The organism is Enterobacter chinensis (assembly GCF_034008295.1).
Taxonomy (GTDB): Bacteria; Pseudomonadota; Gammaproteobacteria; order Enterobacterales; family Enterobacteriaceae; genus Enterobacter; species Enterobacter chinensis.
This window is the reverse complement of the sequence record NZ_JARDVI010000005.1, coordinates 402,572-428,948: the sequence shown is the minus strand read 5'-3', so window position 1 is coordinate 428,948 and position 26,377 is coordinate 402,572. Positions and strand designations below refer to the sequence as shown.

Below are 26,377 nucleotides of genomic sequence, written 5' to 3'. Positions count from 1 at the left end.
ATTTTCATTATGCGGTAGTGAAAATCATTACTAACACCATGGAAATAAATTGCGTGATGCGTCACAAATAATCAAATTCAATCTTGTGGTGATTATTTGTGATTAATAGAGTGATGGCACCAACCACACAGGGATTGCCCCTCGTGTTCTCATTTCTGGAGAGTGTTATGGAGATCCTCTACAACGTCTTTACCGTGTTCTTTAATCAGGTAATGACCAACGCCCCGCTGTTGCTGGGGATTGTGACGTGCCTGGGTTATATCCTGTTGCGTAAAAGCGTCAGTGTGATCATCAAAGGCACCATCAAAACCATCATCGGCTTCATGCTGTTGCAGGCGGGGTCAGGCATTCTGACCAGCACCTTTAAGCCGGTCGTCGCCAAAATGTCAGAGGTATACGGCATCAACGGTGCCATCTCTGACACCTACGCCTCAATGATGGCGACCATTGAACGCATGGGTGATGCCTATAGCTGGGTGGGTTATGCGGTTTTGCTCGCCCTGGCGCTGAACATCATTTACGTTCTTCTGCGCCGTATTACCGGCATTCGCACCATCATGCTGACGGGACACATCATGTTCCAGCAGGCGGGGCTGATCGCGGTTTCTCTCTATATCTTCGGCTACCCCATGTGGACCACGATTATCTGCACCGCGGTGCTGGTTTCGCTCTACTGGGGTATCACTTCTAACATGATGTACAAGCCAACCCAGGAAGTGACCGACGGTTGTGGCTTCTCCATCGGCCACCAGCAGCAGTTCGCCTCCTGGATTGCCTACAAAGTCGCACCGTATCTGGGTAAAAAAGAAGAAAGCGTTGAAGACCTTAAGCTGCCTGGCTGGCTGAATATCTTCCAAGACAACATCGTTTCAACTGCCATTGTGATGACTATTTTCTTCGGCGCCATTCTGCTCTCTTTCGGTATTGACGTGGTGCAGGCGATGGCGGGGAAAACCCACTGGACGGTTTATATCCTGCAGACCGGTTTCTCCTTCGCGGTGGCGATTTTCATTATTACTCAGGGCGTGCGCATGTTCGTCGCCGAGCTGTCGGAAGCCTTCAACGGCATCTCCCAACGCCTTATCCCCGGCGCGGTTCTGGCCATCGACTGTGCCGCTATCTACAGCTTCGCGCCAAATGCAGTGGTCTGGGGCTTTATGTGGGGCACCATCGGCCAGCTGATTGCAGTGGGCATCCTGGTGGGCTGCGGCTCATCCATTCTGATTATTCCTGGCTTTATCCCGATGTTCTTCTCCAACGCCACCATCGGCGTCTTTGCGAACCATTTTGGTGGCTGGCGCGCGGCGCTCAAGATCTGCCTGGTGATGGGCATGGTTGAAATCTTCGGTTGCGTGTGGGCGGTCAAGCTCACTGGTATGAGCGCATGGATGGGCATGGCGGACTGGTCAATTCTGGCACCACCGATGATGCAGGGCTTCGCCTCCGTCGGACTGGTCTTTATGGCCGTCATCATCCTGATTGCTCTGGCTTATATGTTCTTCGCGGGCCGCACGCTGCGCGCTGAAGAAGATGCGGAAAAACAAACAGCAGAAGTTTCTGCTCATTAAGGAGTTTCGATTATGACCGTACGTATCCTGGCTGTCTGTGGCAATGGGCAAGGTAGCTCCATGATCATGAAGATGAAAGTGGACCAGTTTTTAACCCAGTCAAACATCGACCACACGGTGAACAGCTGCGCAGTGGGTGAATATAAAAGCGAGCTGAACGGCGCGGACATCATTATCGCCTCTACCCATATCGCCGGTGAAATCACCGTGACGGGCAATAAATATGTCGTGGGGGTACGCAACATGCTGTCGCCTGCGGATTTCGGTCCCAAGCTGCTGGAAGTGATCAAAGAACACTTCCCACAAGACGTGAAGTAAGGAAGTCCTATGAAACTACGAGATTCGCTGGCAGACAATCATTCCATCCTTTTACAGGCTGAGGCCAGCACCTGGCAGGAAGCGGTAAAGCTGAGCGTGGATTTGCTGGTCAAGGCTGACGTGGTCGAGCCGCGTTACTACCAGGCCATTCTTGATGGCGTGGCGCAGCACGGTCCTTACTTTGTCATTGCGCCAGGTCTGGCCATGCCGCATGGCCGGCCGGAAGAGGGCGTGAAGAAAACCGGCTTCGCGCTGGTGACGCTGAAAACACCGCTGGTCTTTAACCATGAAGATAACGACCCGGTTGACATCCTGATCACCATGGCGGCCGTTGATGCCAACACCCACCAGGAAGTGGGCATCATGCAGATCGTCAATCTGTTTGATGATGAAGCCAATTTTGACCGTTTACGCGCCTGCCGCACCGAGCAGGAAGTGCTGGATTTAATTGATACCGCCACTGCGGCGGCAGTCTAAGAGGAATTGAAAATGTCATTACCTATGTTGCAGGTTGCGCTCGATAACCAGACGTTGTCCCACGCATACGAAACGACCCGTCTGATCGCGGAAGAAGTCGACATCATCGAAGTGGGCACCATTCTGTGCGTCGGCGAGGGCGTTCGCGCCGTTCGTGACCTGAAAGCCCTTTATCCACATAAAATCGTGCTGGCGGATGCCAAAATTGCTGACGCAGGTAAAATTCTCTCCCGCATGTGCTTCGAAGCTAACGCCGACTGGGTCACCGTCATCTGCTGTGCGGATATCAACACCGCGAAAGGCGCGCTGGACGTGGCAAAAGAATTTAATGGCGACGTGCAGATCGAACTGACCGGTTTCTGGACCTGGGAGCAGGCGCAGGCGTGGCGCGACGCGGGCATTCAGCAGGTGGTGTATCACCGCAGCCGTGATGCTCAGGCCGCGGGTGTGGCGTGGAGCGATGCGGATATCAGCGCGATTAAACGTCTGGCGGATATGGGCTTTAAAGTGACCGTCACGGGCGGCCTGGCGCTGGAAGATCTGCCGCTGTTCAGGGGCATCCCGATTCACGTCTTTATTGCCGGTCGTAGCATTCGTGATGCGGCGTCTCCGGTGGAAGCTGCGCGTCAGTTCAAACGCTCTATCGCTCAGCTTTGGGGCTAAGGAGCGGGTATGTTGTCAAAACAGGTCCCGCTTGGCATCTATGAAAAGGCACTCCCCGCTGGGGAGTGCTGGCTGGAGCGGCTGCAGCTGGCAAAACAGCTGGGTTTCGATTTTGTCGAAATGTCAGTGGATGAGACGGACGAACGCCTCTCTCGCCTCGACTGGAGTCGCGAACAGCGTCTGGCACTGGTGAGCGCTATCGCTGAAACGGGTGTGCGCGTGCCTTCTATGTGCCTCAGCGCCCATCGTCGTTTTCCGCTTGGAAGTGAAGATGATGCCGTGCGTGCGCAGGGGCTGGAGATCATGCGTAAAGCCATTCGCTTTGCCCAGGATGTCGGTATCCGCGTGATCCAGCTGGCGGGCTATGACGTTTATTATCAGGAAGCCAACAATGAAACGCGCCGTCGTTTCCGTGACGGCCTGAAAGAGAGCGTTGAGATGGCAAGCCGCGCACAGGTCACGCTGGCGATGGAAATCATGGATTACCCCTTGATGAACTCCATCAGCAAGGCGCTGGGCTACGCGCACTATCTCAATAATCCATGGTTCCAGCTTTATCCCGATATCGGCAACCTTTCGGCATGGGATAACGACGTGCAGATGGAACTGCAGGCGGGCGTCGGGCATATCGTGGCGGTTCACGTCAAAGACACCCGCCGTGGCGTATTCAAAAATGTTCCGTTCGGCACCGGGGTGGTGGATTTCGAACGGTGCTTCCAGACGCTCAAACAGACAGGGTATTGCGGACCTTACCTGATTGAGATGTGGAGCGAGACGTCGGACGACCCGGCTGCGGAAGTGGCGAAGGCGCGGGACTGGGTGCGCGAACGTATGGCGCGGGCGGGGTTGCTGGAGGCTGAACATGCTTAAGCTTAAACAGCAGGTCTTTGAGGCTAACATGGATCTGCCACGCTATGGCCTGGTCACGTTCACCTGGGGCAACGTGAGCGCTATTGACCGCGAGCAGGGGCTGATCGTGATTAAGCCGAGCGGTGTGGCCTATGACACCATGAAAGCAGACGATATGGTGGTGGTGGATCTTGAAGGACGCGTCGTGGAGGGAAAATGGCGACCCTCTTCAGATACGGCCACGCATCTGGCGCTGTACCGGCGTTATCCGTCCCTTGGCGGTGTGGTACATACCCACTCCACGCACGCGACGGCCTGGGCACAGGCGGGGCTGCCCATCCCGGCGCTGGGCACGATCCACGCGGACTACTTCTTTGGCGACATTCCCTGCACGCGCGCATTAACGCAGACTGAAGTGGAAGGCGAATACGAGCTCAACACCGGTAAGGTCATCATCGAAACGTTGGGCGAAAGCGAACCGCTGCATACGCCGGGTATTGTGGTGTACCAGCACGGTCCGTTCTCCTGGGGAAAAGATGCCCACGACGCCGTCCATAATGCGGTCGTCATGGAGGAGGTGGCACGTATGGCGTGGATTGCCCGCGGCATCAACCCACAGCTTCAGGGCATTGATGACTACCTGATGAACAAGCATTTCATGCGCAAGCACGGCCCGAATGCCTACTACGGGCAGAAGTGAATAAGCGCTCTGGAATACCGAAAAACAGTTGTAACCGGTGGTATTCCGGAGCCATTCATAAAAAAAAGCCCCCGGGCAGGGGGCAACGTAAACTATGGCTATGTTCTCGTTGTTGGCTTTCCTGGTGCTAGCGTTAAAGCGTTATCGGTAAATATCTGCACTGGCGTGCATATTGCCGTTGCTGCCGGGCTCACGGGTTAATATCACGTGGTAATAGGTTGCGCCCTGCGCATCGGTTTCTTCGTTTAGTGCCTGATCTGCTTCACTTTCCGTGGCGAAATTATGATTGATGTAAATTACGCCCAAGCTTTGCACATCATCCATGTTCCTGGCCTGTCGGCTGTCTATTTTGATGGCTGCCATCGCGTTTGCACTGAGCAAAAGCGCCGCCATAATGGCTAATGCGATTTTTTTCATGATATGCGCTCCACGACTGCGTGCTGTGAGAGGGGGATGCTCCTTCTTGAATTCAGGTGATCTCTGATTAAAGTGTAATCACTCATCCGGCGAGGATGCGTGACCATTTCTGATGCAGTTGTTCAAAAAAACAACGCTTCCTGATGCGATTAATTTTAAATCACCCACTTAGACCCGCTTCGCGCTTTGTGCGAATTATTTATGCAATCAGCTTGAGTTTCCTGGGGCGCGCAAGTATTATGACGCGTCAATTTTTCAGCCGACCTTTAACACGTTCCTTGCCTCCCCGGGCCTCGGCTGACCCAGACAGGAGGCTGAATAATCCGTAAGGAGCAATTCGATGCGTCATTACGAAATCGTTTTTATGGTCCATCCTGACCAGAGCGAACAGGTTCCGGGTATGATCGAGCGTTACTCTGCTGCCATCACTGGTGCAGAAGGTACGATCCACCGTCTGGAAGACTGGGGCCGCCGTCAGCTGGCTTACCCGATCAACAAACTGCACAAAGCACACTACGTTCTGATGAACGTTGAAGCGCCGCAGGAAGTGATCGATGAGCTGGAAACTACCTTCCGCTTCAACGATGCCGTTATCCGCAGCATGGTTATGCGTACCAAAAACGCAGTTACCGAAGCATCTCCGATGGTTAAAGCGAAAGACGAGCGCCGTGAGCGTCGCGATGATTTCGCAAACGAAACCGCAGATGATTCTGATGCTGGGGATTCTGAAGAGTAATTTCTGATGACCAACCGTCTGGCGTTGTCCGGCATCGTATGCAGGGCTCCCCTTCGAAAGGTCAGTCCATCAGGAATTCCGCATTGCCAGTTCGTGCTTGAGCATCGTTCTGTGCAAGAGGAAGCCGGGTTTCACCGGCAGGCGTGGTGCCAAATGCCCGTTATCATTAGCGGACACGAAAACCAGGCCATTACTCACAGTTTAACGGTCGGTAGCGCAGTAATCGTTCAGGGGTTCATCTCTTGCCACAAGGCAAAGAACGGCCTGAGCAAAATGGTTCTGCATGCCGAGCAGATTGATTTGATAGATTCTGGAGACTAGCCATATGGCACGTTATTTCCGTCGTCGCAAGTTCTGCCGTTTCACCGCGGAAGGCGTTCAAGAGATCGACTATAAAGATATCGCAACGCTGAAAAACTACATCACCGAAAGCGGTAAGATTGTCCCAAGCCGTATCACCGGTACTCGTGCAAAATACCAGCGTCAGCTGGCTCGCGCTATCAAACGCGCTCGCTACCTGTCCCTGCTGCCGTACACTGATCGTCATCAGTAATCGGGCACGGTCCATTAATACGACTTTAAGAGGATAAGGTAATGCAAGTTATTCTGCTTGATAAAGTAGCAAACCTGGGCAGCCTGGGTGATCAGGTAAACGTTAAAGCGGGCTACGCTCGTAACTTCCTGGTTCCACAGGGTAAAGCTGTTCCTGCTACCAAGAAAAACGTAGAGTTTTTCGAAGCACGTCGCGCTGAACTGGAAGCCAAACTGGCTGACGTTCTGGCGGCTGCTAATGCTCGCGCTGAGTCAATCAACGCACTGGGCACTGTTACCATCGCTTCCAAAGCTGGCGACGAAGGTAAACTGTTCGGTTCCATCGGTACCCGCGATATCGCTGATGCAGTTTCTGCAGCAGGCGTTAAAGTGGCTAAGAGCGAAGTTCGTCTGCCGAACGGCGTTCTGCGTACCACTGGTGAGCACGAAGTTGACTTCCAGGTTCACAGCGAAGTGTTCGCTAAACTGGTTGTTAACGTTGTAGCTGAGTAATTTTTTACTCTGCTCACGTTGAAACGCCGGCCTTGTGCCGGCGTTTTGCTTTTTACAGAACCGGGTTTTTAACGCGCCCTGATAAAACTGCCGTCAGGCTGGCGGGTAAACAGCACCTGTTGACCATTGCCTGTATCAATCGTTAAGCCTGTCACCACACCGCTGGCATTCTGGCGAATCTGCACCATCTGACCATTCTGCAAGTTACTGAGCGGTTTACCCGCACCTTCCACTTTTGCCATGGCATATACGTCGGTCGGCGGCAGGTTATGGTCGCGGAACAGCTGTGCCAGGGTTTTGCCCGGCTCTATGCGATAGGAACGCCACTGTTGCTCAATGCCGGTGGGCTGCTGCGTCTGTGGCTGTGGCTCAGCAGTGGCCTGCTCCTGCGGCTGTTCATCCTGAATGGGCTCTGGCTCAACCGGCGCGACCTGACCCGGATCGTTAGACGGGGCGACGAGCTGCGTCTGCATCGGCTGTGCATCAGGCTGCGGTCGCGTTTGCGACTGAATGTCCAGTTGGGCATTGCGGGTGACGGGGGCGGTATCGACATCATCGCCCCCGGAAGGAAGCAGGAAGCCCACGATCACCATCAGCGCGCCAATGATGATCCCTCTGCGATGCAAAGGAGGCAGCGGGTCCATGATGCGAAAATTGTCCGGCGCCTGCCAGATTTTCGCCAGGGTAGGTTTCAGTTCAAATCGCCCGGGCATGGCACTCCTCCTGCTCCGCGTATTTTTTATCCTGTGCTCCGAAGTATAGTTTGCTAACTGCCTGAACGGCGTAGCAAACCCGACATCCGTGACATCAGTTCGGGATTAATCCTGGTTATCTCTATTGTTTCTGTTTCGTCGTGGTTTGTCACCTTAACTTCAGACAAAGTTTTACCCATAAGGGCATGGCTGATATGCTGCCCGCTACTTTAAATGTGATGGAAGGAAAACCCATGACCACCCCGACTTTTGACACTATCGAAGCGCAGGCAAGTTACGGTATCGGCTTGCAGGTAGGACAGCAACTGAGCGAATCCGGCCTGGAAGGTCTGTTACCAGAAGCGCTGGTGGCGGGTATCGCTGACGCGCTGGAAGGCAAACAGCCTGCCGTTCCGGTTGACGTTGTACACCGCGCGCTGCGTGAAATCCACGAACGCGCTGACGCCGTGCGTCGTGCACGCTTTGAAGAGATGGCAGCCGAAGGCGTGAAATATCTGGAAGAGAACCGTGAGCGTGAAGGCGTGAGCAGCACCGAGTCCGGTCTGCAGTTCCGCGTGATCAACCAGGGTGATGGCGCAATCCCGGCGCGTACCGACCACGTTCGCGTACACTACACCGGTAAGCTTATCGACGGTACCGTCTTCGACAGCTCCGTGGCACGTGGCGAACCAGCTGAATTCCCGGTTAATGGCGTTATCGCGGGTTGGATCGAAGCGCTGACCCTGATGCCAGTGGGCTCCAAATGGGAACTGACTATCCCGCATAACCTGGCTTACGGCGAACGTGGTGCTGGCGCATCCATTCCGCCATTCAGCACCCTGGTGTTTGAAGTCGAGCTGCTGGAAATTCTGTAATCGAATTTTCTTATTTCCTCTTCCCGGTTGGGGAGAGGAAAATAGTGTTAAAACCTATAGTTACGATGCAATCAACATTTTATCTTGCAAACGAAACAGTTGCGTGTATTTTTGTGAGCTGTTTCGCGCTGTATGAGTGATATGACACTCACTTTCAACATATTATTAACATAATATCTAAATCATAGTATTCATCCCGCCGATTCTTACCTAATATCGATTAGCCCTTACAAGGGAACGTCATCCTTTGACGTATTTAAAGGCCAGAAGAGCCTTAACAACACAGACAGGCATAAACAGGAAAATATCAAATGGTAGATCAGGTCAAAGTCGTCGCCGACGAAGAGGCGTCGTCTGAACAGTCGCTACGGCGCAATCTTACAAACCGTCATATTCAGCTCATTGCCATTGGGGGTGCCATCGGTACCGGGCTGTTTATGGGGTCAGGCAAAACCATCAGTCTGGCCGGGCCGTCAATCATATTCGTTTATATGATTATCGGATTTATGCTGTTCTTCGTGATGCGTGCAATGGGGGAATTGCTGCTCTCGAACCTCGAATACAAATCCTTCAGCGACTTTGCTTCAGACCTGCTCGGGCCATGGGCGGGCTATTTCACCGGCTGGACCTACTGGTTCTGCTGGGTTGTGACCGGTATGGCGGATGTCGTGGCGATTACGGCTTACGCACAGTTCTGGTTCCCCGGGCTGTCGGACTGGGTGGCTTCGCTGGCGGTCATTGTTCTGCTTCTGAGCCTGAACCTCGCCACCGTTAAAATGTTCGGTGAGATGGAGTTCTGGTTCGCGATGATTAAAATCGTGGCGATTGTCGGGCTCATCGTTGTTGGGCTGGTGATGGTCCTCACCCACTTCCAGTCGCCAACGGGCGTTCAGGCCTCGTTTACCCATCTGTGGAATGACGGTGGCTGGTTCCCGAAAGGCATTAGCGGCTTCTTTGCCGGCTTCCAGATTGCGGTGTTTGCTTTCGTGGGGATTGAGCTGGTGGGAACCACGGCAGCGGAGACCAAAGATCCCGAGAAGTCTCTCCCGCGCGCTATTAACTCCATTCCGGTTCGTATCATCATGTTCTACGTCTTCGCGCTGGTCATTATTATGTCCGTGACGCCGTGGAGTTCCGTGGTGCCAACCAAGAGCCCGTTCGTTGAACTGTTCGTGCTGGTAGGTCTGCCTGCTGCCGCGAGCCTGATTAACTTCGTGGTGCTGACCTCTGCGGCTTCGTCTGCCAACAGCGGCGTGTTCTCGACAAGCCGTATGCTGTTTGGTCTGGCGCAGGAAGGCGTGGCGCCGAGCGCGTTCGCCAAGCTGTCTAAGCGTGCGGTACCGGCGAAAGGGTTGACCTTCTCCTGCATGTGTCTGCTGGGTGGTGTGGTGATGCTCTACGTGAACCCAAGCGTGATTGGCGCGTTCACCATGATTACCACGGTCTCTGCGATCCTGTTTATGTTCGTCTGGACCATCATCCTGTGTTCATACCTGGTGTACCGCAAGCAGCGTCCACACCTGCATGAGAAATCGATCTACAAGATGCCGCTGGGCAAGCTCATGTGCTGGGTGTGCATGGCGTTCTTCGTATTCGTGCTGGTTCTGCTGACGCTGGAAGATGATACCCGTCAGGCGCTGATCGTCACGCCGCTGTGGTTTATCGCGCTGGGGCTGGGCTGGGTGTTTATCGGTAAGAAACGTATGGCAGGCGTGCGTTAAGCATGTTGCCGGGTGGCGCTAGCGCTTACCCGGCCTACGTTCCAGGATGTTGTAGGCCCGGTAAGCGCTAGCGCCACCGGGCTTTTTTATTCCCCGGATAACGCACGCGGGAACAGAACGTTATTCTCAAGACTGATGTGTTCCATCAGGTCGTCGATCGTTTCGTTAATGCCGTTGTACATCGCTTTCCACGTTGTGCACGCTTCTGGCGGCGGTGTGACGTTGTTGGTGGTGTGTTTGATCACTTCCAGCAGCTCGCCGGCGTCATCATGTTCGCTTTCCATCACGCTGATGGGCCCCATCGCCTGGCTTCCCATTCCCTGTTTTATCATCGGGAAGAGGATCTGCTCTTCTTTCATCATGTGGCTGGAAAGTTCTTCGTGCAGCAGGGTCAGGTACTTTGCCAGACCGCGCGGTACGGAAGGTTTGTCGGCATGAACGCGCTCAACTTTGGTTGCCTGCAGGATCAGCTCCGGCAGCTGTTCACGGTGACGGTCATGGTAACGCACGATGATATGGTCGATGATTTCCGCGAGCGGGGCGGCTCGCCAGTCTTTATCGACAGGTTGCTGGGCCAGCTGCGCCAGCTCTGCTTCAATCACCTCAACGTCCAGCTCCTTGCGTGAAGCCGCACGCGACAGGGTTTGCTTACCGCCGCAGCAGTAGTCCATATCGTATTTACGGAACAGCGCAGAAGCGCGAGGAATGGAGAGCGCCAGCTCGCCGAGGGGTTGGTCGCGAAAGGCCATATCAGTTACCTCGTCATTAATAATATAAGATGCATATTAAATGCATCTTTAAGTTGGCGCTATAACCCTTTAGAGGCAAGGGTAAAAATGAGATGCAGATCACAAAAAATCACCACTTTTAACTCCCTGAATGGGCTCAGGAAAATGGTTTAGAAACTTTTTAAATGTGTAGAAACAGTAAACAACTCGCCGCGCCTGCCGATATATCCACGTCAGACAAACCTGCATATAACAAAGGCAAAGCATGTTTAAACGTATAAAAGTCATTACCCTTCTTATTTCGGTGCTGCTTGTGCTCGGCATCATGCAAGTGATTTCCGCCGGTATCTTTATCAACGCGCTGAATAACGATAAAGACAACTTCACCGTGTCGCAGCTCTCCAGCAAGAATGTGGCGGAGTTTACCGATGCGTGGATCAGTCTGAACCAGGCACGCGTCACCCTGAACCGCGGGATGCTGCGTCTGCAAAGCAGCATGGCCTCTCAAATTAACGGTGGTCAGCTGAATGAGCTGGTGACCACAGCGAAAAACCTGCTGACTGAAGCCCAGGTTCATTACGATAAATACTATGCCTTGCCGAATACGCCTGGCCTGGATGAGAACCTGACTAACCAACTCGAAGAACAGTACCGCATATACTCTTCTACGCTGACGCAAATGAACGTTCTGCTGAGCCAGGGCAATCTGGAAGATATGTTTAAGCAGAATGCCGAACAAAAACAAAACGCGATGCAGACGGTTTATCGTGAATGGCGTGAAGCGCAGGCCGCGCTCACCGATAAGGGCATTCAGGATAATGAAAGTGATTACAAGCACATCCTGTGGATCCTTTCTGCGGTCATGCTGCTGGTGATCGTGGTGATTATCTCCAGCTGGATTGCAATGCGTCGCGTGCTGCTGCTGCCTCTGGAAGAGGTGATTAACCATATCCGCGCCATTGCGGCAGGGGATTTGACCCAGCCGATTCAGGCAGACGGTAAAAATGAAATGGCGATCCTGGCGCGCAACGTGCAGGAAATGCAAACCTCGCTGGCGAACACCGTGGGCGTGGTGCGGGAAGGTGCAGATACCATTTACACCGGTGCAGGCGAAATTTCTGCTGGCAGCAACGATCTCTCTTCCCGTACCGAGCAGCAGGCCGCTTCTCTGGAAGAGACGGCAGCCAGCATGGAACAGCTGACGGCAACCGTGAAGCAGAACGCCGATAACGCGCGTCAGGCTTCGCGTCTGGCGCTGGATGCCTCCTCAACCGCGAAGAAGGGCGGGAATGTGGTTGAAGGCGTCGTGCGTACGATGGACGAGATCGCCACCAGTTCCAGCAAAATCGCGCAAATTACTAACGTGATCGACGGGATTGCCTTCCAGACTAATATCCTGGCGCTGAACGCGGCGGTGGAAGCGGCGCGTGCAGGCGAACAAGGTCGTGGTTTTGCGGTTGTGGCCGGTGAAGTGCGTACCCTTGCTCAGCGCAGCGCCCAGGCGGCGAAAGAGATCAAAGCGCTGATCGACGATTCCGGTGAACGCGTGAACGCTGGCTCGCAGCTGGTTAACGAAGCCGGTGCCACGATGGCAGAGATCGTTAATGCGGTCACCCGCGTTACCGACATCATGGGCGAGATTGCCTCGGCCTCTGACGAGCAAAGCCGCGGTATCGACCAGGTAGGCCAGGCGGTCGCCGAGATGGACCGCGTGACCCAGCAGAACGCCTCGCTGGTAGAGGAGTCTGCGGCGGCGGCGGCGGCGCTGGAAGATCAGGCTGCACGCCTGAACGAAGCGGTAGCGGTGTTCAAAATCACCCGCAACCAGGCGGTTAAAGCGGCGCCGGTGAAAACCTATGTGCCAAAAGCGCAGCCTGTTGCGGCGGCGTCTGAAGGGAACTGGGAAACGTTTTAAGGGCTTGCCCGGTGGCGGCTTCGCCTTACCGGGCCTACGGTTTTGTAGGCCCTGCAAGCGCAGCGCCGCTGGGCAATGCTCACATCTCTGACGCCGGAACGACTCTCGGTTTTTCCGGCTTCGCTCTTACCGCCATCACCACCCCCACCACCAGCAACGCGATCCCGCAGGCCGTTAACAGCGGCGGCACGCTCTGGCGCATCAGGAAGGTGTAAAGCAGGCCGGCCAGGGTTTCGAAGACAATCAGCGGCCCTAAGATCACCGTCGGCAGCTTCTGGCTGGCAATGTTCCAGCACAGCGCACCCACCCATGAACACAGCACCGCAATCGCCACCATCAGGCCAATAAAGACCCACGGCCTTGGCCCGAAGGGCTGGGAGAAGTCCGGCTGCTGATGGCCTAACCAGATGCACGCCCCGACATATCCCACCAGTGAGACGGGCAGCGTGACCAGCGCCTGGGCCGTCGCCCACATCATCGGGTGCTTGTCCGGGTTCTCCCGTAGCCAGCGAGCATTGCGCAGGGCATACCAGGCCCAGCACGCTACGGAAATGAAAGCCAGCACAATGCCAGAACCGTAACGCCACAGGTCAACATCCGCCTGCCCATGACGCAGCTCGGCAATATTGACGCATACCAGACCCACGGCGGTGCAGATCAGCGCCGGCGCCATTTTTGACCACGCCAGCTTGCCATCGCGGTGGCTGTAGAGCAGGTTAGCAAAGACGGGGATGACGACCGGCAGCGTGCCGATAATCATGGTAGATACCGGCGCACCGGTACGCTGAATGGCACTCGCGAGGCAAACGTAGTAGATAAGATTGCCCATCATGGTCAGCGCCAGCGCGGTGCCCCAGTCCTGACGGCTAAGCTGACGCAGGCGCGCGCGTCCCAGCCACGCCAGGGGCAGGGCAATCAGCCCCAGCGCCAGATAACGTCCGGTCGACTGCAGTATTGCCGGATACTCGGGCACGATCAGCGGGCCGACAAATATCAGTCCCCACATCATCCCGGCCAGCAGGGCATACAACACACCACTAATCATTTTTCCATCCACATTGATTCACGTTGCGCTCAGTCTAGGCGGGGGAAAGGGGCGCGTATTGTATGAGATTGCGCATTAGCGCCGGGTGACCTGTTTCTGGTAGCGCACGGGGGTAATGCCGTAGCGGCGGGTAAACGCGCGGGTTAAATGTGACTGGTCGGTCAGCCCGGTAGCGGCGGCGACCTCGGCTGCGGGCATGCCGTGCGTGAGGAACGCTTTTGCTCGCCACAGGCGGATGGCCATTAGCATCTGATGCGGCGTCACGTGAAAATGGGCTTTGAACTGGCGCTGGAAATGGTATGGGCTCAGCGAGACGACGCTTGCCAGCTCGTCCAGCGTCAGGGCGTGCATATAGTTATCGTGCAGATACTCGCGTACCCGTTCGAACCGGTGCGCACCTTCGTGAATGACCGGCGCGTGGCGGGCTAACGGCTGGAAGGTCTCAATCAGATCCAGCAGCAGCCCTTTTTGCGCCAGCGGATCGTCCGTGTGCCACAAACCATAAATAAGCCTGCCGATTTGCTGCGAGCGCAGCGGGTCATAACGGGTCACATCGCTAAACCACCAGTGCCGGAGGCCGGTCACCTCTTCCAGCAGGTCGGGTTCGATATAAACCATCCGGTAGCGCCAGCCGTCTTCGGTGGCGGATTCGCCGGTATGGATCTCGTCCGGGTTCATGGTCACGACGGATTTTTCAGGCGCGAGATGCTGGGTGCCGCGATAGCGAAAGCGTTCGGCACCGGTTTCGATGGTGCCGATACCGAAGGCTTCATGAGTGTGAGGCTCAAAGGCATAGCGGGAAATATGCGCGTGATAGAGTTCGATGCCCGGCACCTGCGCCAGATGGCGAAAGCGCGCGCTGTCTCTCTCATCAATGAACTGTTCCGGTACGCCTTGCACGGTGAGCCTCCTCATGGGTCATCTCTTCATTATCAAAGATGACCCGAGGGGATGCCACAAAAAATAACCAGTTCTTAACAATTACAGGATGGCTTTGACGCTTTCCGCCAGCGTTGTGGTCGGGCGGCCGATCAGCTTGCTCAGGGTACGGCTGTCGTCGAACAGGCCGCCTTTCGAGGCCCCCACGTCGGAGTCTGCCAGCATATCTGCCAGCCCTGCAGGCAGGCCAACGCCCTTCAGCGCGGCGGCAAAATCCGCTTCACTGAGATTCTGATAGGTTACCGGCTTCCCGCTCTGTTTACTGAGTTCAGCCGCCAGTTCGCTCAGCGTCCAGCCGTGGTCGCCCGCCAGTTCGTAGATCTTGCCCGCATGGCCCTCTTCAGCGATCACTTTGGCGGCCGCCGCGGCATAGTCTGCGCGCGTGGCAGAAGCAATTTTGCCTTCACCTGCCGCACCAATAAAGACGCCATGTTCCAGCGCAGGCGGCGCGCTCGCCAGATAGTTTTCGGTATACCAGCCGTTGCGCAGCAGGGCATAAGGAATGCCGGACGCCGCCAGCGCGTTTTCCGTGTCAACATGCTCAACGTGCAGGCCCAGCGGAGAGGTGTCCGCATGCAGCAGGCTGGTGTAGGCGATAAATTTCACGCCGGCGGCTTTGGCGGCGTTAATCACGTTCTGGTGCTGGGTCGCGCGCTGGCCGACTTCGCTGGAAGAGATAAGCAGCAGTTTATCCACGCCGCTCAGCGCGGCAGTGAAGGCGGCTTCGTCCGTGTAGTCTGCCTGACGAACCACAATGCCCTGCTGGCTTAATGCTTCAGCTTTAGCCGGGTTACGTACGATGGCCACAATCTGGTTGGCCGGTACGGTTTTTAACAGCTGTTCGATAACGAGATGGCCAAGCTGGCCGGTAGCGCCGGTAATTGCGATCATGATGAATCTCCTTCGTGTTTGTCTGGTGTTGTGGCACACTAGCACCATAGCTAACTTTTAGTAAGTACGTACAAAAAGGTAAGTATGAAAACATCGATTCCGACGCTCAGCGAACAAATGCGCGATGGCAATCTCTTCGCGGAACAGTGTCCTTCACGGGAGGTCCTCAAACACGTGACCAGCCGCTGGGGAGTACTGATTTTGCTGGCCCTGCGAGAGGGAACGCACCGCTTTAGCGATCTGCGCCGTAAAATGGGTGGGGTAAGCGAAAAGATGCTGTCCCAGTCACTTCAGGCGCTGGAGCTGGATGGGTTTGTCGATCGCGTATCGTATCCGGTTGTGCCACCGCACGTAGAGTATAGCCTGACGTCGTTGGGTATTGAGGTCAGCGAGAAAGTCGCCGCGCTGGCGGACTGGATTGAGGTGAATACGCCAAAAGTGATGGCGAATCGGGACGATCGCGCGGCGTAAAAGCCGGGTAAGCGAAGCGCCACCCGGCACAATCACCGCTACTTGCTCAAATCCACCTGATAAATCGCGAACCCGATATCATCTGTCGCCACCTTTTTCATCGGATACTGCGCCTTATCCTTAATAAACGCGGCTGCCTTATCGGACGGTGACGTTTCAACGCGGATGTCCAGCGGCGTATCGCTGTGGATCGGTGCCAGACGCCAGTTGTTATCCACTGCTGGGTGAATTTCCCCCGCCTTTTTCGATTCGGCGCTGATCCAGGCTGCCAGCACCGAGCGGTTTTCATCCGGTGAGGCAAAGGCGATGTGGCTGTCTCCGGTACCGGCAAACTTACCGCCGTAGGCGCGATAGTTATTGGTCACGACCAGGAAGGTGGCACTCGGGTCGATCGCTTTGCCGTTGAAGGTCAGGTTTTTGATGCGCTCCGCCTGCGGGTTAATCGTCTGACACTCGCCGTCATATTTCGCCGGCTGGGTGACGTCAATCTGGTAATTCACGCCGTCGATCACGTCGAAGTTGTAGGTGCGGAATCCGTCCCAGTTAATCAGCGACTGCGGCTTACTGCTGCGCGGGTCAATCTGGTTAAACTGTCCGGCAGAGCACTCCAGCCACTCTTTTACCTCCTGTCCGGTCGCTTTTACCACCACCAGCGTGTTCGGGTAGAGGTAAAGGTCTGCGGCGTTACGGAAGGTCAGCTGACCCTTTTCGACTTCTACATAGCTTGCCGGGTCATTCTTGCGCCCACCTACCTTAAATGGCGCAGCGGCTGAAAGCACCGGCAGTTTTGCCAGATCCGGATCGCCCTGAACAAAGTGTTCGGCATAGGCTTTCTGCGCCATGTTGACGACCTGGACGGTCGGATCGTCCTGAACCAGCGCCAGGAAGCTGTACATGTTGTCGGCGGATTTGCCGATCGGTTTGCTGACGAATTCGCGCGTGGCGTTGTGATCGTGCTTCAGCACGTCGACCAGTTTTTTATCTTCCGCCGCCAGTGATTTTTTAGCCGCAGCGTCGTAAATCGGGCGCGCTTCGGCTTTTGACTGGGTGACCTTCCAGCTGCCGCCGTCGTTATTCAGCACCAGATCCACCACGCCAAGATGGTCGCCCCACATGCCCGGCATCACCGACGGCACGCCGTTTAGCGTCCCTTTTTCGATGTCCGCCCCTTTGATGCTGGCAAAATCTTTGCCCGGGAAGACCGCGTGAGCGTGGCCAAACAGGATCGCGTCAACGCCCGGGACTTCACTCAGGTAGTAAACGGAGTTTTCGGCCATGGCCTGGTATGGATCGGCAGAGAGGCCGGAATGGGCGACGACGACAACCAGATCCGCTCCTTTCTCACGCATTTCCGGCTCGTATTTACGCGCCGTCTCGGTAATGTCGTTAACGGTGACTTTGCCGCTGAGGTTCGCCTTATCCCACGTCATGATTTGCGGCGGTACAAAACCGATGTAGCCGATTTTCAGCGTCTGCTTTTTACCGTCCTGGTCAACCACCTCTGTCTTCTTAATCAGGTAAGGCGTAAAGAGCGGTTTTTGGGTCTTAACGTCGATGATATTGGCGTTAACGTACGGGAATATGGCGCCTGCCAGCGCGTCATGCAGATACTTCAGACCGTAGTTGAATTCGTGGTTGCCGAGGTTGCCAACGGTATAGTCCAGCGTGTTCATCGCTTTATAAACAGGGTGGATCTCGCCTTTTTTCAGTCCTTTCGCCGCGATGTAATCGCCGAGCGGGCTACCCTGAATAAGATCGCCGTTGTCGACCAGCACGCTATTTTTCACTTCACCGCGCGCGGCGTTGATCAAACTTGCCGTACGTACCAGTCCGAATTTTTCCGTAGGGGTATCTTTGTAGTAATCGAAGTCCATCATGTTGCTGTGCAGATCGGTCGTTTCCAGAATACGCAGATCGACCGTCGCCGCCTGTACGCTCGCTGCAATCAGCGTCGCCAGGAGCGTTGCGCTAAACTTAATCATCAGAGGAGTCCTTTTTTCGATCCAGGCCACAAAAGAGTATGTATCTATAACGTGTTGCTTACAGAAATGTGAATCCTGACAGAAAAAAGCAACCTGAAACCGGAATTGCTTCACAGATAGCGGAATTGTTCACATTACGATATAACTAAAACAAAGAGTTAACCTCACTGCGTTAACAAAGAGGTGGAAAATGCTAGATAAAATTTGTCAGCTCGCACGGGATGCGGGCGATGCCATCATGCAGGTCTATGACGGTAATAAACCCATGGAGGTTGTCAGCAAAGCAGACGACTCTCCGGTCACGGCGGCAGATATCGCGGCGCATAAGGTGATCCTGCAAGGGTTACAGGCCTTAACGCCGGACATTCCTGTTTTGTCTGAAGAAGCGCCGCAAAGCTGGGACGAGCGCCAGCACTGGCAGCGTTACTGGCTGGTCGATCCGCTGGACGGGACAAAAGAGTTCATCAAGCGTAACGGTGAATTCACCGTCAATATTGCCCTGATTGAGAAAGGCAAAGCGGTGCTGGGCGTGGTCTACGCGCCGGTGATGAACGTGATGTACAGCGCCGCAGAAGGGAAGGCCTGGAAGGAAGAGTGCGGCGTGCGTAAGCAGATCCAGGTGCGCGATGCACGTCCACCGCTGGTGGTGATTAGCCGCTCGCACAGCGACAGCGAGCTGCAGGAGTATCTGCAACAGCTGGGTGAACACCAGACCACCTCGATTGGCTCATCGCTGAAATTCTGCCTGGTGGCGGAAGGCCAGGCGCAGCTGTACCCTCGTTTTGGGCCAACCAACGTCTGGGATACCGCCGCCGGGCATGCCGTTGCCGCGGCCGCCGGGGCACATGTTCATGACTGGCAGGGTAAACCGCTGGACTACACTCCGCGCGAATCGTTCCTCAACCCCGGCTTCCGCGTCTCTATTTATTGAGCCAGCAGCTTATGCAGCAGGTCGACAACCTGCTGCACCTCTTCCTGGGTTAACGCACCGTCTTTCACCCACTGTACGCGACCCTCTTTATCCAGCACGATAATCGCGGAGCTCTCTTCCTCCAGCTGCCAGGCTTTACGCGTCACGCCGTTGCTGTCGACAATAAATTGCGACCACGGGTAGAGTTGTTTATTGCTCTCAAGGCTTGAGCGCACAAACATCCCGGAGCCAGGAATGGCGTCATCGGTATTAACAATGGTGGTCGTCTGGTAGCGGTCATGAGGGAATTTTGCGGCCTTGATCGCTTCCACCAGGTTGGCATTTTTCTCTTTTGCGGATGTACGACCGGCAATATGTTGTACAACTCTCACTTTGCCTGCGAGCTGCGCGCTATTCCAGGGTTTGTAGCTAAACTTATCATTGTCGAGAATCAATTCTCCCCGGTCAGCAATGCCGACTGGCGGTACACGTTGTCCTTTTTCAATACTGTGAGCGCAAGCCCACAGAGGCAGCAGCAGGCAGGCTGCCGCAAGGATATTACGTAGGGTCATGGCGTTTCCTTATTGTTTGCAGGTGATCCGACCACTTGGTCATACGCTTTTAATGATAAGTGCGATCAATGTGGTTTTCCCGCAATCCCGATGCCAGTTTGCGGGTCAACGCACATATCCATGAAAAAACGACGGCTTATACTGCCCTTAGTGATGGTTTGCAAAGATTATTCTGAATAATTGTAATCAAACGGTAAATAAACTTATGCATACTGGGTAACAACGTAGTTCTGGTCTATAGTCATTGGGCATTAAAATTTGCGCTCAGGACAGTCGGGCCGATTGTGGCACCGCAAGAGCGTATGATTCGCAGGAGATACAAGAATGAAAATTTTCCAACGCTACAACCCGCTTCAGGTGGCGAAGTACGTGAAGATCCTGTTCCGTGGACGGTTGTATATCAAGGATGTTGGCGCTTTTGAGTTTGATAAGGGCAAGATCCTTGTCCCAAAAGTGAAGGACAAACAGCACCTGTCTGTGATGTCCGAAGTCAACCGTCAGGTTATGCGTCTGCAAACTGAGATGGCTTAACCAACGTGCTATGCAGTAGTTAAAAAGACGGCTCCCGATGGGAGCCGTTGATGTTTGTGGGGGCAGGAACCTTACGCCGACACCTTCTCTTCCGCATCCGGCAGCTTCGGCACCAGGACGGTCGGTTTGTTGTCTATACGCGTCACCAGCAGCTGGTCGATGCGGTAGTTATCAATATCCACCACCTCAAACTTGTAGCCGGAGAACTTCACCGAGTCGGTACGTTTCGGGATTTTACGCAGCATAAACATCATAAAGCCGCCAATGGTTTCGTAATTACCGGACTGCGGGAACTCGTCGATATCCAGCACGCGCATCACGTCTTCTATCGGCGTACCGCCATCAATCAGCCATGAATTCTCGTCACGCTGAACAATCTGCTCTTCCAGCCCCTGACCAACGAGATCGCCCATCAGCGTGGTCATCACGTCGTTGAGGGTGATAATACCCACCACCAGCGCGTATTCGTTCATGATAACCGCGAAATCTTCCCCGGCGGTTTTGAAACTTTCCAGCGCTTCTGAGAGCGTCAGGGTGTCCGGCACAATCAGGGTATTACGGATCTGTACGCCGCTGTTGAGCGCCAGGCTTTGGTTAGCCAGTACGCGGTTCAGCAGGTCTTTGGAGTCGACGTAACCGATGATATGGTCGATATCCTCATTACAGACCAGGAACTTAGAGTGCGGATGCTCCGCCACTTTGTTCTTCAGGCTCTGCTCGTCTTCGTGTAAATCGAACCAGATAATGTTCTCACGGCCCGTCATGGAAGAGGGCACCGTACGGGATTCCAGTTCGAATACGTTCTCAATCAGCTCGTGTTCTTGCTTACGCAGTACCCCGGCCAGCGCGCCGGCCTCCACGACCGCATAAATGTCGTCAGACGTGATGTCGTCTTTACGCACCATTGGCAGCTTGAAGATGCGGAAAATCACGTTTGCCAGACCGTTGAAGAACCACACCAGCGGACGAAACACGTACAGACAGAAGCGCATCGGGTTGATGATACGCAAAGCTACAGCTTCTGGCGCAATCATACCGATGCGTTTCGGGGTCAGGTCAGCGAAGAGGATGAACAGCCCGGTCACCAGCGAGAAGGAGAGAATAAAGCTCAGCTGTTCGGCCAGTTCAACGGACATGTACTTAACAAAGAGGCTATAAAACGCCGGGGAAAACGCCGCATCGCCCACGATACCGCCGAGAATGGCGACCGCGTTCAGGCCAATCTGCACCACGGTGAAGAACATACCGGGGTTTTCCTGCATTTTGAGAATGCGTGAGGCGTTGATGTTGCCTTCGTCAGCAAGCAGCTTCAGTTTGATTTTACGGGACGCGGCCAGCGAGATCTCAGATATCGAGAAAAATGCACTGACGGCAATAAGACAAAGTATTACTAAAATACTGTTTAACATAGTTTATCCGGCTTCTCGCCAGATCCTCAGAAGGGGAGTTGATACCATTTGTGTGAAGACACATTGAACGTCAGCTCGTAGCGTTGAGCCGATTATTTCAGCGGTAGTATAGCGTAAAGAGATGTAAATCTGCCAGAGGTCACATTTTGGTGTTGATGCCCCGATTAGTGTGGTCTTTGGAATTTTCTGGGGAACTTCTACGGATAAGCCTACGACTGGATAAAACTGGGCTCAGTGACGTGCCATAAAGCCTACAGGAGCCTTTATAAGACACTCTCAACTATTGGGAAAATCCATGAGGAGCAGGGCAAAACAATCATTTTTTTTCAAGAGGATGCGGTTATAAAATGCGCAGATCGTTACCAAATGGAGTTGGTTATGAGTTTTAGCTTACCGGGATTTAACTTGTTCTACCTATCAAGGGATAACCTTGAACCAGAAAAGTATGAATTGATAACTCGCCCTTCTGTCACATGGGATTACATCAGCCAGGAGTATGAGTTTGATGACAGATATCGCGATCATTATCACGTTGAAGGGCTCAGGCCACGACCATCATATTCGCGTAGCTACGCTTATCAGAACAATCATTCTAATGGATTCAACACAGAAAGACGGCTGAGATACCTGGTCTTCAGAGGTGAAGTTGTGATGTTAAACCGTTACGGTTCCCCTGGAGAGCTTTTCTATATCGATGAAGAAGGGCAGCTTATCTGTAAGAATTACCATGTGTTTGAAATGAACGGGGCTGAACAGATCCTGCGAGAGTACAGGAATTCTGTCGGATGCAGGTACCACCGTACAGGAAAGCCCCGCCCAACTTCGTTTGCATTATCTTTCTCAGGTGGAACATTAGCATCAGCTTCTGAGCCGTCATACCAGACAATTAACAGCAAGGCCGCAGGTCGTTTACTGGCTGCTGGCGGTGTCTACAATGGTAACGTTGAGGGCTTCAGGAAAACAGCTGAGCAGTTAGGTGGAGATGCTGTTAAGGGGTATGAACAAGTACTAAATGAACAAACGGCTGGTACAGCTATTGTTGCGGCTTCAATTCTGTTAGCGAAACGACCTAATAGTGAGTCTTTTGACGAAGTGTATAGTTACTTGGGCAAAGTAAGGGGAGAAACAAAACTATTAGATAATATAGAAGTAAAAGAAATAAACTACATAAAACGAGATCCCTCTGAAACTATGTTACTGAGAAAAGAATTTAATAATACAGTGAGGAGTAAATTCCTTAATCAATTATCCAATTCCTCAGATGCAGCTAACGTCTTCGAACCTTCGGATTTGTTTAAAATGAGTAAGGGTACAGTACCAGATGGCTGGGAAGTTCATCATAAACTACCATTGGATGATGGTGGCAAAAATGCCTTTGAAAACCTTTCATTGATTGAAAAAGAACCGTTTCATAAGGTGTTAACAAATATGCAGAGAACATCGACAAGAGGTATGCTTCCGGGAGAGAGCAAAGTAACTCCATGGGTTATGCCTACTGGCTCGATTTATCCGCTTAAATAATTTGATGGGTATGAAAATGAAATCAAATGTAACAGATATGCTAATCGAATTAAGAAAAATGATGACCGATTTAGAGTACCCAATCGAGAAACCTATTAACGCATCATTTCTTGACAGTCTAACAAAAGGACGCAGAAAAACCGCATCACCAATACTGGACCAAATCGGAAATGAAACTTGTCTTCTTTTAGTTAATCAACCTGATTATACTACATTCATCGAAACAATGGATGGATTTGAGTATAACGGGCTGATAATGTTCAGTTTATCAATTCCAGAACCAATAGTTAAAAACTTGTTCATTATGAATGAGTTTTATCGCAATAATGATTATTTAGATTCCGAATTACAAGGGCGATTAGTTATTGGGGAGGATGGAATGTCATTGTTTACTTATGATACAAAAATGAATTTATTTCAAATTCGTGACAATGCCTCTACAGAGTCGATATATGGTTCCTTTGATAATTTCAATGACTTTTTAAGTGAAATACTTGACTCCGTAAAATAAACATTATTTCAGTGAATCTAAATCCACTTATAGGCCTAACCTTACAGGTAGTTTTAGGGATTTAGATTCATAAGTATATCATTGATTTAATGCTGTTTTTTTTAATCTCGATAAAGTTACCAACCTTTAGTTCGAAAAATAATCGAAACCCAGTCCGCCTGTAAGTATCCCGCATAATAGTGCCATTCACATTTTTGGCATAAAACAGACCGGACAGCATGGCGCTGTCCGGGACGAGGGGTTATTTCGCGGTGGATAAACGGGCGTTTCCTTCCGCCCGTCGTGCGGCATCGCCTCCCCAGACCTGGTCATACTCATAGCCTGTGAGCTGTTTGATCACCACGCGGGTCCTCGCGTCGCAGTCGCGGTAATCACCGCCCAGCTTACGGCGTGCAATCTCCTTAAGGAGCAGCTTATGCGTCTCGCGGGTGAGCTTAAATTTGTAGGTAGTGAGGAAGCTTACCGCCAGCAGGGCTGCCGTCGCGAAAATCATCAGGCCTATAATCGCCCCGAGCGCGCTTTCAGGCTGCGCGCCGCTGCCCTTCACAAAGCCGGACTCCTGCAGCACCAGGCCAATAATCATGATCGCAATCGCCACGGTGCTTTTGCGGGTCAGGACCATCACGCCGGCAAAAATACCTTCGCGGCGCTGCTGGGTCACCATTTCGTCAATATCCGGAATGAAGCTGTAGATGTTCCACGGTATGTAATAGAGACCAGAGCGGGCGGCGCCGAGCAGGATAAAGACCGCCGAGAACAGCAGCGTCGGTACCTGGGTTTTGGTCAGGTAGACCGTAAACAGGAAGGCCAGTACCAGGAAAATACAGCTGTAGGAAAGACGCAGGGCGGCAGACGGCGTCATGTTCAGACGGTTCAACAGCAGCATAAATCCATACGTGCCGGGTACCGAGGCGAAAGCCGCAATGCTTAGCCAACCCGACACGGCAGCCGCATCCTGGCTCAGGCAATAAACGACATAATAAGTAAAGACCGACCCGAAGACGTCCATCGCCGTAAACGAAAAAATATAAATAATAATGTGCAGGCGGAACGCGCGAATACGGAAGGAGGAAAAGAGATCCAGCACCAGATATTTCAGGTGATTGAGTATCCCGCTGCTGCGATGATTCTCTACTTTAAACGTGGACTCCTGTTGTACATCCTTCGCTTCCCAGGTGGTGTACCAGGTAATAAATACCGCAAGGCAGAATACGCAGGAGAATATCAACCCGGTGAGGATATAGGTAAACGGGTTATCTTTACCGGTGAACTGCATAATCACGCCCGGAACGGAAACCGCAAGAAAACCGCCCAGCTGGGAGCAGATCATGCGCACGCCGGAAAGACGGCTACGCTCTTCATACCGGTTTGTCATCTCAGCCGCCAGGGTCTCCCAGGGCACCAGCACCATCGCCGACAGCAATTCAATCGAGAGGTAGGTGCCCAGGTAATACCAGTAGCCCATGTCCGTCAGCCACAGCAGGGCATACAAAAACATTAACGGGGAACTGAGCAATAAAAAGAAGCGGCGACGGCCAAATTTACGCCCAAGCCAGGTATCGCCGAAATTATCGGTGATATATCCCATAATCGGGCTTAATAGCGCATCAATTACGCGGGCAATGGCAAATATAGAGCCCGCTTCAATCACCGAGAGTCCGCAATAGGTGGTGTAAAAAAAGAGCAGCCAGGTGCCGATAATAGTAAACGCACCCCCGCCAAACAGATCGGTTACGCCGTAGCCAAGCGCCACGCCATAACCCACTCTACGTTCAGTTGGTTTGACCATAATAATTTCCAGTGTAGGGTAATGATTAACCCGTATTTCCGGGTCGTTTTTTATTTACTGCTGGAATACAAATTACGTTCTAATTATTGATTTCTATCCATTGTCTTAATTGAGATGAGCGATAAATAGCCTCCACAAGGGTGAGTGATTTTCCGGCTTCACGGATGTCGGTGTAGCCCGTGTTTCCCGGGTGGGTGATAGCGTGATAAAAACGGCGGATCGCCTGCTCATGTCCCAGCCCCCAGTAGCTTTTGACCGAGCCGTCAGGCGAGTCGTCGGTCGCCAGCCTTACGCGTTCGTCCGGCGTCACGCGCCAGAGCACATTGTCGTTCAGCAGCAGCGAGCCCCGCTCGCAGTGGATCTCCATCAGGAGCGGGGAATCGGTGGTGTTGCAGTTGCTGGCGTAAAACAGCCCGCGCGCGCCGTTGACAAAATGCAGCGTCGCCATCGCGCTGTCTTCGCCTTCGGTCACGTCCGCCAGCTCACCGCTATCAACAACGCCTTTCACACGCGTCACGCCGCCGGCGAACCACTGCATCAGGTCGAGGGTATGAATGGCCTGGTTGATGAGCAGGCTCCCGCCTTCCGTTGCCAGCCGCCCACGCCACGGGCTTTCGGTGTAGTACGCACCCGAGCGTGACCACGTCAGCACCGCTTTGATGCTGAGCATATTCCCCAGCTCGCCGTCGTCCAGCGTCTGGCGAATGCGCAGGCTGGTGGGGTTGAGCCGGTTCTGATAGCACACGCCGAGCAGGCCCGGTGCCCGTTCAGCGGCGCGGGTGATATCCACGAGTTCGCTGCTGTTCATGCCCACCGGTTTTTCGCAGAAAACATGCTTCCCGGCGGCGAGCGCCGCCAGAATCATGCTTTTATGCTCAACATGCGGCGTGCAGATATGAACCACGTCGATGGCGTCATCCAGCAGCATTTCCCGGTAATCCTGATAAAAGCGGCACTGGTAGCCCATTGCCAGCTTCAGCCCTTTGACGCTGTCGATATCTACCAGCGCGCGCAGCGCAACGTTGGGGAGCAGGCGCAGCGCGTTCACATGGCAGCCGTGAATCGCCCCTGCACCGATAATCGCCGAGTTCAGGATCGTCATC

29 protein-coding genes are annotated in these 26,377 nt (G+C 53.5%); 18 read left to right on the top strand and 11 right to left on the bottom strand.

Annotated elements, in window-relative coordinates:
* Nucleotides 1–167: 167 nt before the first annotated feature.
* The 6 genes from ulaA to PYW49_RS17140 are packed head-to-tail and all read left to right on the top strand — an operon-like array spanning nt 168 to nt 4,575.
* Nucleotides 168–1,568, top strand: a complete 1,401-nt coding sequence (gene ulaA, locus PYW49_RS17165) for a PTS ascorbate transporter subunit IIC (RefSeq protein WP_320387051.1) — start codon at nt 168–170, stop codon at nt 1,566–1,568.
* A 12-nt stretch (nt 1,569–1,580) separates the two neighbouring features.
* Entirely contained in the window at nt 1,581–1,886 is a 306-nt protein-coding gene (ulaB, locus tag PYW49_RS17160; RefSeq protein WP_000218355.1) for a PTS ascorbate transporter subunit IIB, read from the top strand.
* A 9-nt stretch (nt 1,887–1,895) separates the two neighbouring features.
* Nucleotides 1,896–2,363, top strand: coding sequence for a PTS ascorbate transporter subunit IIA (gene ulaC, locus PYW49_RS17155; RefSeq protein WP_320387050.1), 468 nt, complete (start codon nt 1,896–1,898; stop codon nt 2,361–2,363).
* Between the two features lie 12 nt (nt 2,364–2,375).
* Entirely contained in the window at nt 2,376–3,026 is a 651-nt protein-coding gene (gene ulaD / locus PYW49_RS17150) for a 3-keto-L-gulonate-6-phosphate decarboxylase UlaD (RefSeq protein ID WP_134349434.1), read from the top strand.
* A 9-nt stretch (nt 3,027–3,035) separates the two neighbouring features.
* Nucleotides 3,036–3,896, top strand: coding sequence for an L-ribulose-5-phosphate 3-epimerase (locus PYW49_RS17145; RefSeq protein ID WP_320387049.1), 861 nt, complete (start codon nt 3,036–3,038; stop codon nt 3,894–3,896).
* A complete protein-coding gene (locus PYW49_RS17140; RefSeq protein ID WP_320387048.1) occupies nt 3,889–4,575 on the top strand; it encodes an L-ribulose-5-phosphate 4-epimerase in 687 nt (228 codons plus the stop codon). Before PYW49_RS17145 ends, PYW49_RS17140 begins: the two co-directional genes overlap by 8 nt.
* A 141-nt stretch (nt 4,576–4,716) precedes the next feature.
* Here PYW49_RS17140 and yjfY read toward each other — a convergent pair whose 3' ends face one another.
* On the bottom strand, nt 4,717–4,992 hold the full coding sequence (gene yjfY / locus PYW49_RS17135; RefSeq protein WP_320387047.1) for a DUF1471 family protein YjfY: 276 nt from the start codon (nt 4,990–4,992) through the stop codon (nt 4,717–4,719).
* A 340-nt stretch (nt 4,993–5,332) separates the two neighbouring features.
* Between yjfY and rpsF the strand changes: the two genes are divergently transcribed.
* Genes rpsF through rplI form a run of 4 tightly spaced genes read left to right on the top strand, consistent with a single transcriptional unit; the run spans nt 5,333 to nt 6,772 of the window.
* Complete coding sequence (gene rpsF / locus PYW49_RS17130) at nt 5,333–5,728, top strand: 30S ribosomal protein S6 (protein ID WP_014068637.1); 396 nt, start codon at nt 5,333–5,335, stop codon at nt 5,726–5,728.
* 6 nt (nt 5,729–5,734) lie between these two features.
* Nucleotides 5,735–6,049, top strand: coding sequence for a primosomal replication protein N (gene priB / locus PYW49_RS17125; protein WP_008502895.1), 315 nt, complete (start codon nt 5,735–5,737; stop codon nt 6,047–6,049).
* A gap of 4 nt (nt 6,050–6,053) precedes the next feature.
* The gene (gene rpsR / locus PYW49_RS17120) at nt 6,054–6,281 is read left to right on the top strand and encodes a 30S ribosomal protein S18 (RefSeq protein ID WP_000135199.1); all 228 of its coding nucleotides are present in this window, start codon (nt 6,054–6,056) and stop codon (nt 6,279–6,281) included.
* A 41-nt stretch (nt 6,282–6,322) separates the two neighbouring features.
* On the top strand, nt 6,323–6,772 hold the full coding sequence (gene rplI / locus PYW49_RS17115) for a 50S ribosomal protein L9 (protein WP_047346138.1): 450 nt from the start codon (nt 6,323–6,325) through the stop codon (nt 6,770–6,772).
* A 68-nt stretch (nt 6,773–6,840) separates the two neighbouring features.
* Here the strand turns inward: rplI and PYW49_RS17110 are convergent, their stop codons facing one another.
* Entirely contained in the window at nt 6,841–7,485 is a 645-nt protein-coding gene (locus tag PYW49_RS17110) for an OapA family protein (protein ID WP_320387046.1), read from the bottom strand.
* Between the two features lie 233 nt (nt 7,486–7,718).
* Here PYW49_RS17110 and fklB point away from each other — a divergent pair, with 233 nt between their 5' ends.
* Together fklB and cycA are read left to right on the top strand one after the other, a co-directional pair.
* Nucleotides 7,719–8,339: an FKBP-type peptidyl-prolyl cis-trans isomerase gene (gene fklB / locus PYW49_RS17105; RefSeq protein ID WP_208527916.1), complete on the top strand. Its 621-nt coding sequence runs from the start codon at nt 7,719–7,721 to the stop codon at nt 8,337–8,339.
* 311 nt (nt 8,340–8,650) lie between these two features.
* The gene (gene cycA / locus PYW49_RS17100) at nt 8,651–10,060 is read left to right on the top strand and encodes a D-serine/D-alanine/glycine transporter (RefSeq protein WP_024907315.1); all 1,410 of its coding nucleotides are present in this window, start codon (nt 8,651–8,653) and stop codon (nt 10,058–10,060) included.
* 86 nt (nt 10,061–10,146) lie between these two features.
* Here the strand turns inward: cycA and ytfE are convergent, their stop codons facing one another.
* Nucleotides 10,147–10,809: an iron-sulfur cluster repair protein YtfE gene (gene ytfE / locus PYW49_RS17095; protein WP_320387045.1), complete on the bottom strand. Its 663-nt coding sequence runs from the start codon at nt 10,807–10,809 to the stop codon at nt 10,147–10,149.
* A 244-nt stretch (nt 10,810–11,053) separates the two neighbouring features.
* On the opposite strand from ytfE, the gene PYW49_RS17090 reads away from it, so the two are divergent.
* Complete coding sequence (locus PYW49_RS17090; protein WP_320387044.1) at nt 11,054–12,703, top strand: methyl-accepting chemotaxis protein; 1,650 nt, start codon at nt 11,054–11,056, stop codon at nt 12,701–12,703.
* 79 nt (nt 12,704–12,782) lie between these two features.
* Here PYW49_RS17090 and PYW49_RS17085 read toward each other — a convergent pair whose 3' ends face one another.
* The 3 genes from PYW49_RS17085 to PYW49_RS17075 all read right to left on the bottom strand — a co-directional run bounded on the left by PYW49_RS17085 (nt 12,783) and on the right by PYW49_RS17075 (nt 15,578).
* Entirely contained in the window at nt 12,783–13,748 is a 966-nt protein-coding gene (locus PYW49_RS17085; RefSeq protein ID WP_320387043.1) for a DMT family transporter, read from the bottom strand.
* A gap of 75 nt (nt 13,749–13,823) precedes the next feature.
* Complete coding sequence (locus tag PYW49_RS17080) at nt 13,824–14,648, bottom strand: AraC family transcriptional regulator (protein WP_320387042.1); 825 nt, start codon at nt 14,646–14,648, stop codon at nt 13,824–13,826.
* 81 nt (nt 14,649–14,729) lie between these two features.
* The gene (locus PYW49_RS17075) at nt 14,730–15,578 is read right to left on the bottom strand and encodes an SDR family oxidoreductase (protein ID WP_134349442.1); all 849 of its coding nucleotides are present in this window, start codon (nt 15,576–15,578) and stop codon (nt 14,730–14,732) included.
* Nucleotides 15,579–15,662: 84 nt separating this feature from the next.
* On the opposite strand from PYW49_RS17075, the gene PYW49_RS17070 reads away from it, so the two are divergent.
* Nucleotides 15,663–16,049 (top strand): winged helix-turn-helix transcriptional regulator, encoded by a 387-nt coding sequence (locus PYW49_RS17070; RefSeq protein ID WP_320387041.1) that lies wholly within the window; start codon nt 15,663–15,665, stop codon nt 16,047–16,049.
* Nucleotides 16,050–16,087: 38 nt separating this feature from the next.
* Here the strand turns inward: PYW49_RS17070 and PYW49_RS17065 are convergent, their stop codons facing one another.
* Nucleotides 16,088–18,031 (bottom strand): bifunctional 2',3'-cyclic-nucleotide 2'-phosphodiesterase/3'-nucleotidase, encoded by a 1,944-nt coding sequence (locus PYW49_RS17065; RefSeq protein ID WP_320387040.1) that lies wholly within the window; start codon nt 18,029–18,031, stop codon nt 16,088–16,090.
* Between the two features lie 190 nt (nt 18,032–18,221).
* Between PYW49_RS17065 and cysQ the strand changes: the two genes are divergently transcribed.
* Nucleotides 18,222–18,962, top strand: coding sequence for a 3'(2'),5'-bisphosphate nucleotidase CysQ (cysQ, locus tag PYW49_RS17060; RefSeq protein ID WP_320387039.1), 741 nt, complete (start codon nt 18,222–18,224; stop codon nt 18,960–18,962).
* Here the strand turns inward: cysQ and PYW49_RS17055 are convergent.
* Complete coding sequence (locus tag PYW49_RS17055; protein ID WP_134349446.1) at nt 18,956–19,513, bottom strand: YtfJ family protein; 558 nt, start codon at nt 19,511–19,513, stop codon at nt 18,956–18,958. The genes cysQ and PYW49_RS17055 overlap by 7 nt on opposite strands.
* A gap of 324 nt (nt 19,514–19,837) precedes the next feature.
* Here PYW49_RS17055 and PYW49_RS17050 point away from each other — a divergent pair, with 324 nt between their 5' ends.
* A complete protein-coding gene (locus tag PYW49_RS17050; protein WP_008501430.1) occupies nt 19,838–20,044 on the top strand; it encodes a DUF1107 domain-containing protein in 207 nt (68 codons plus the stop codon).
* Between the two features lie 71 nt (nt 20,045–20,115).
* Here the strand turns inward: PYW49_RS17050 and PYW49_RS17045 are convergent, their stop codons facing one another.
* Nucleotides 20,116–21,453, bottom strand: coding sequence for a hemolysin family protein (locus tag PYW49_RS17045; protein ID WP_134349447.1), 1,338 nt, complete (start codon nt 21,451–21,453; stop codon nt 20,116–20,118).
* Between the two features lie 378 nt (nt 21,454–21,831).
* Here PYW49_RS17045 and PYW49_RS17040 point away from each other — a divergent pair, with 378 nt between their 5' ends.
* Both PYW49_RS17040 and PYW49_RS17035 read left to right on the top strand, forming a co-directional pair.
* The gene (locus tag PYW49_RS17040) at nt 21,832–22,974 is read left to right on the top strand and encodes an HNH endonuclease signature motif containing protein (protein WP_320387038.1); all 1,143 of its coding nucleotides are present in this window, start codon (nt 21,832–21,834) and stop codon (nt 22,972–22,974) included.
* Between the two features lie 16 nt (nt 22,975–22,990).
* A complete protein-coding gene (locus PYW49_RS17035) occupies nt 22,991–23,485 on the top strand; it encodes a YrhA family protein (RefSeq protein WP_407057615.1) in 495 nt (164 codons plus the stop codon).
* Nucleotides 23,486–23,726: 241 nt separating this feature from the next.
* Here PYW49_RS17035 and PYW49_RS17030 read toward each other — a convergent pair whose 3' ends face one another.
* Together PYW49_RS17030 and PYW49_RS17025 are read right to left on the bottom strand one after the other, a co-directional pair.
* The gene (locus PYW49_RS17030) at nt 23,727–25,274 is read right to left on the bottom strand and encodes an MFS transporter (RefSeq protein ID WP_320387036.1); all 1,548 of its coding nucleotides are present in this window, start codon (nt 25,272–25,274) and stop codon (nt 23,727–23,729) included.
* A 79-nt stretch (nt 25,275–25,353) separates the two neighbouring features.
* Nucleotides 25,354–26,376, bottom strand: a complete 1,023-nt coding sequence (locus PYW49_RS17025; RefSeq protein ID WP_320387035.1) for a Gfo/Idh/MocA family protein — start codon at nt 26,374–26,376, stop codon at nt 25,354–25,356.
* Nucleotide 26,377 lies beyond the last annotated feature (1 nt).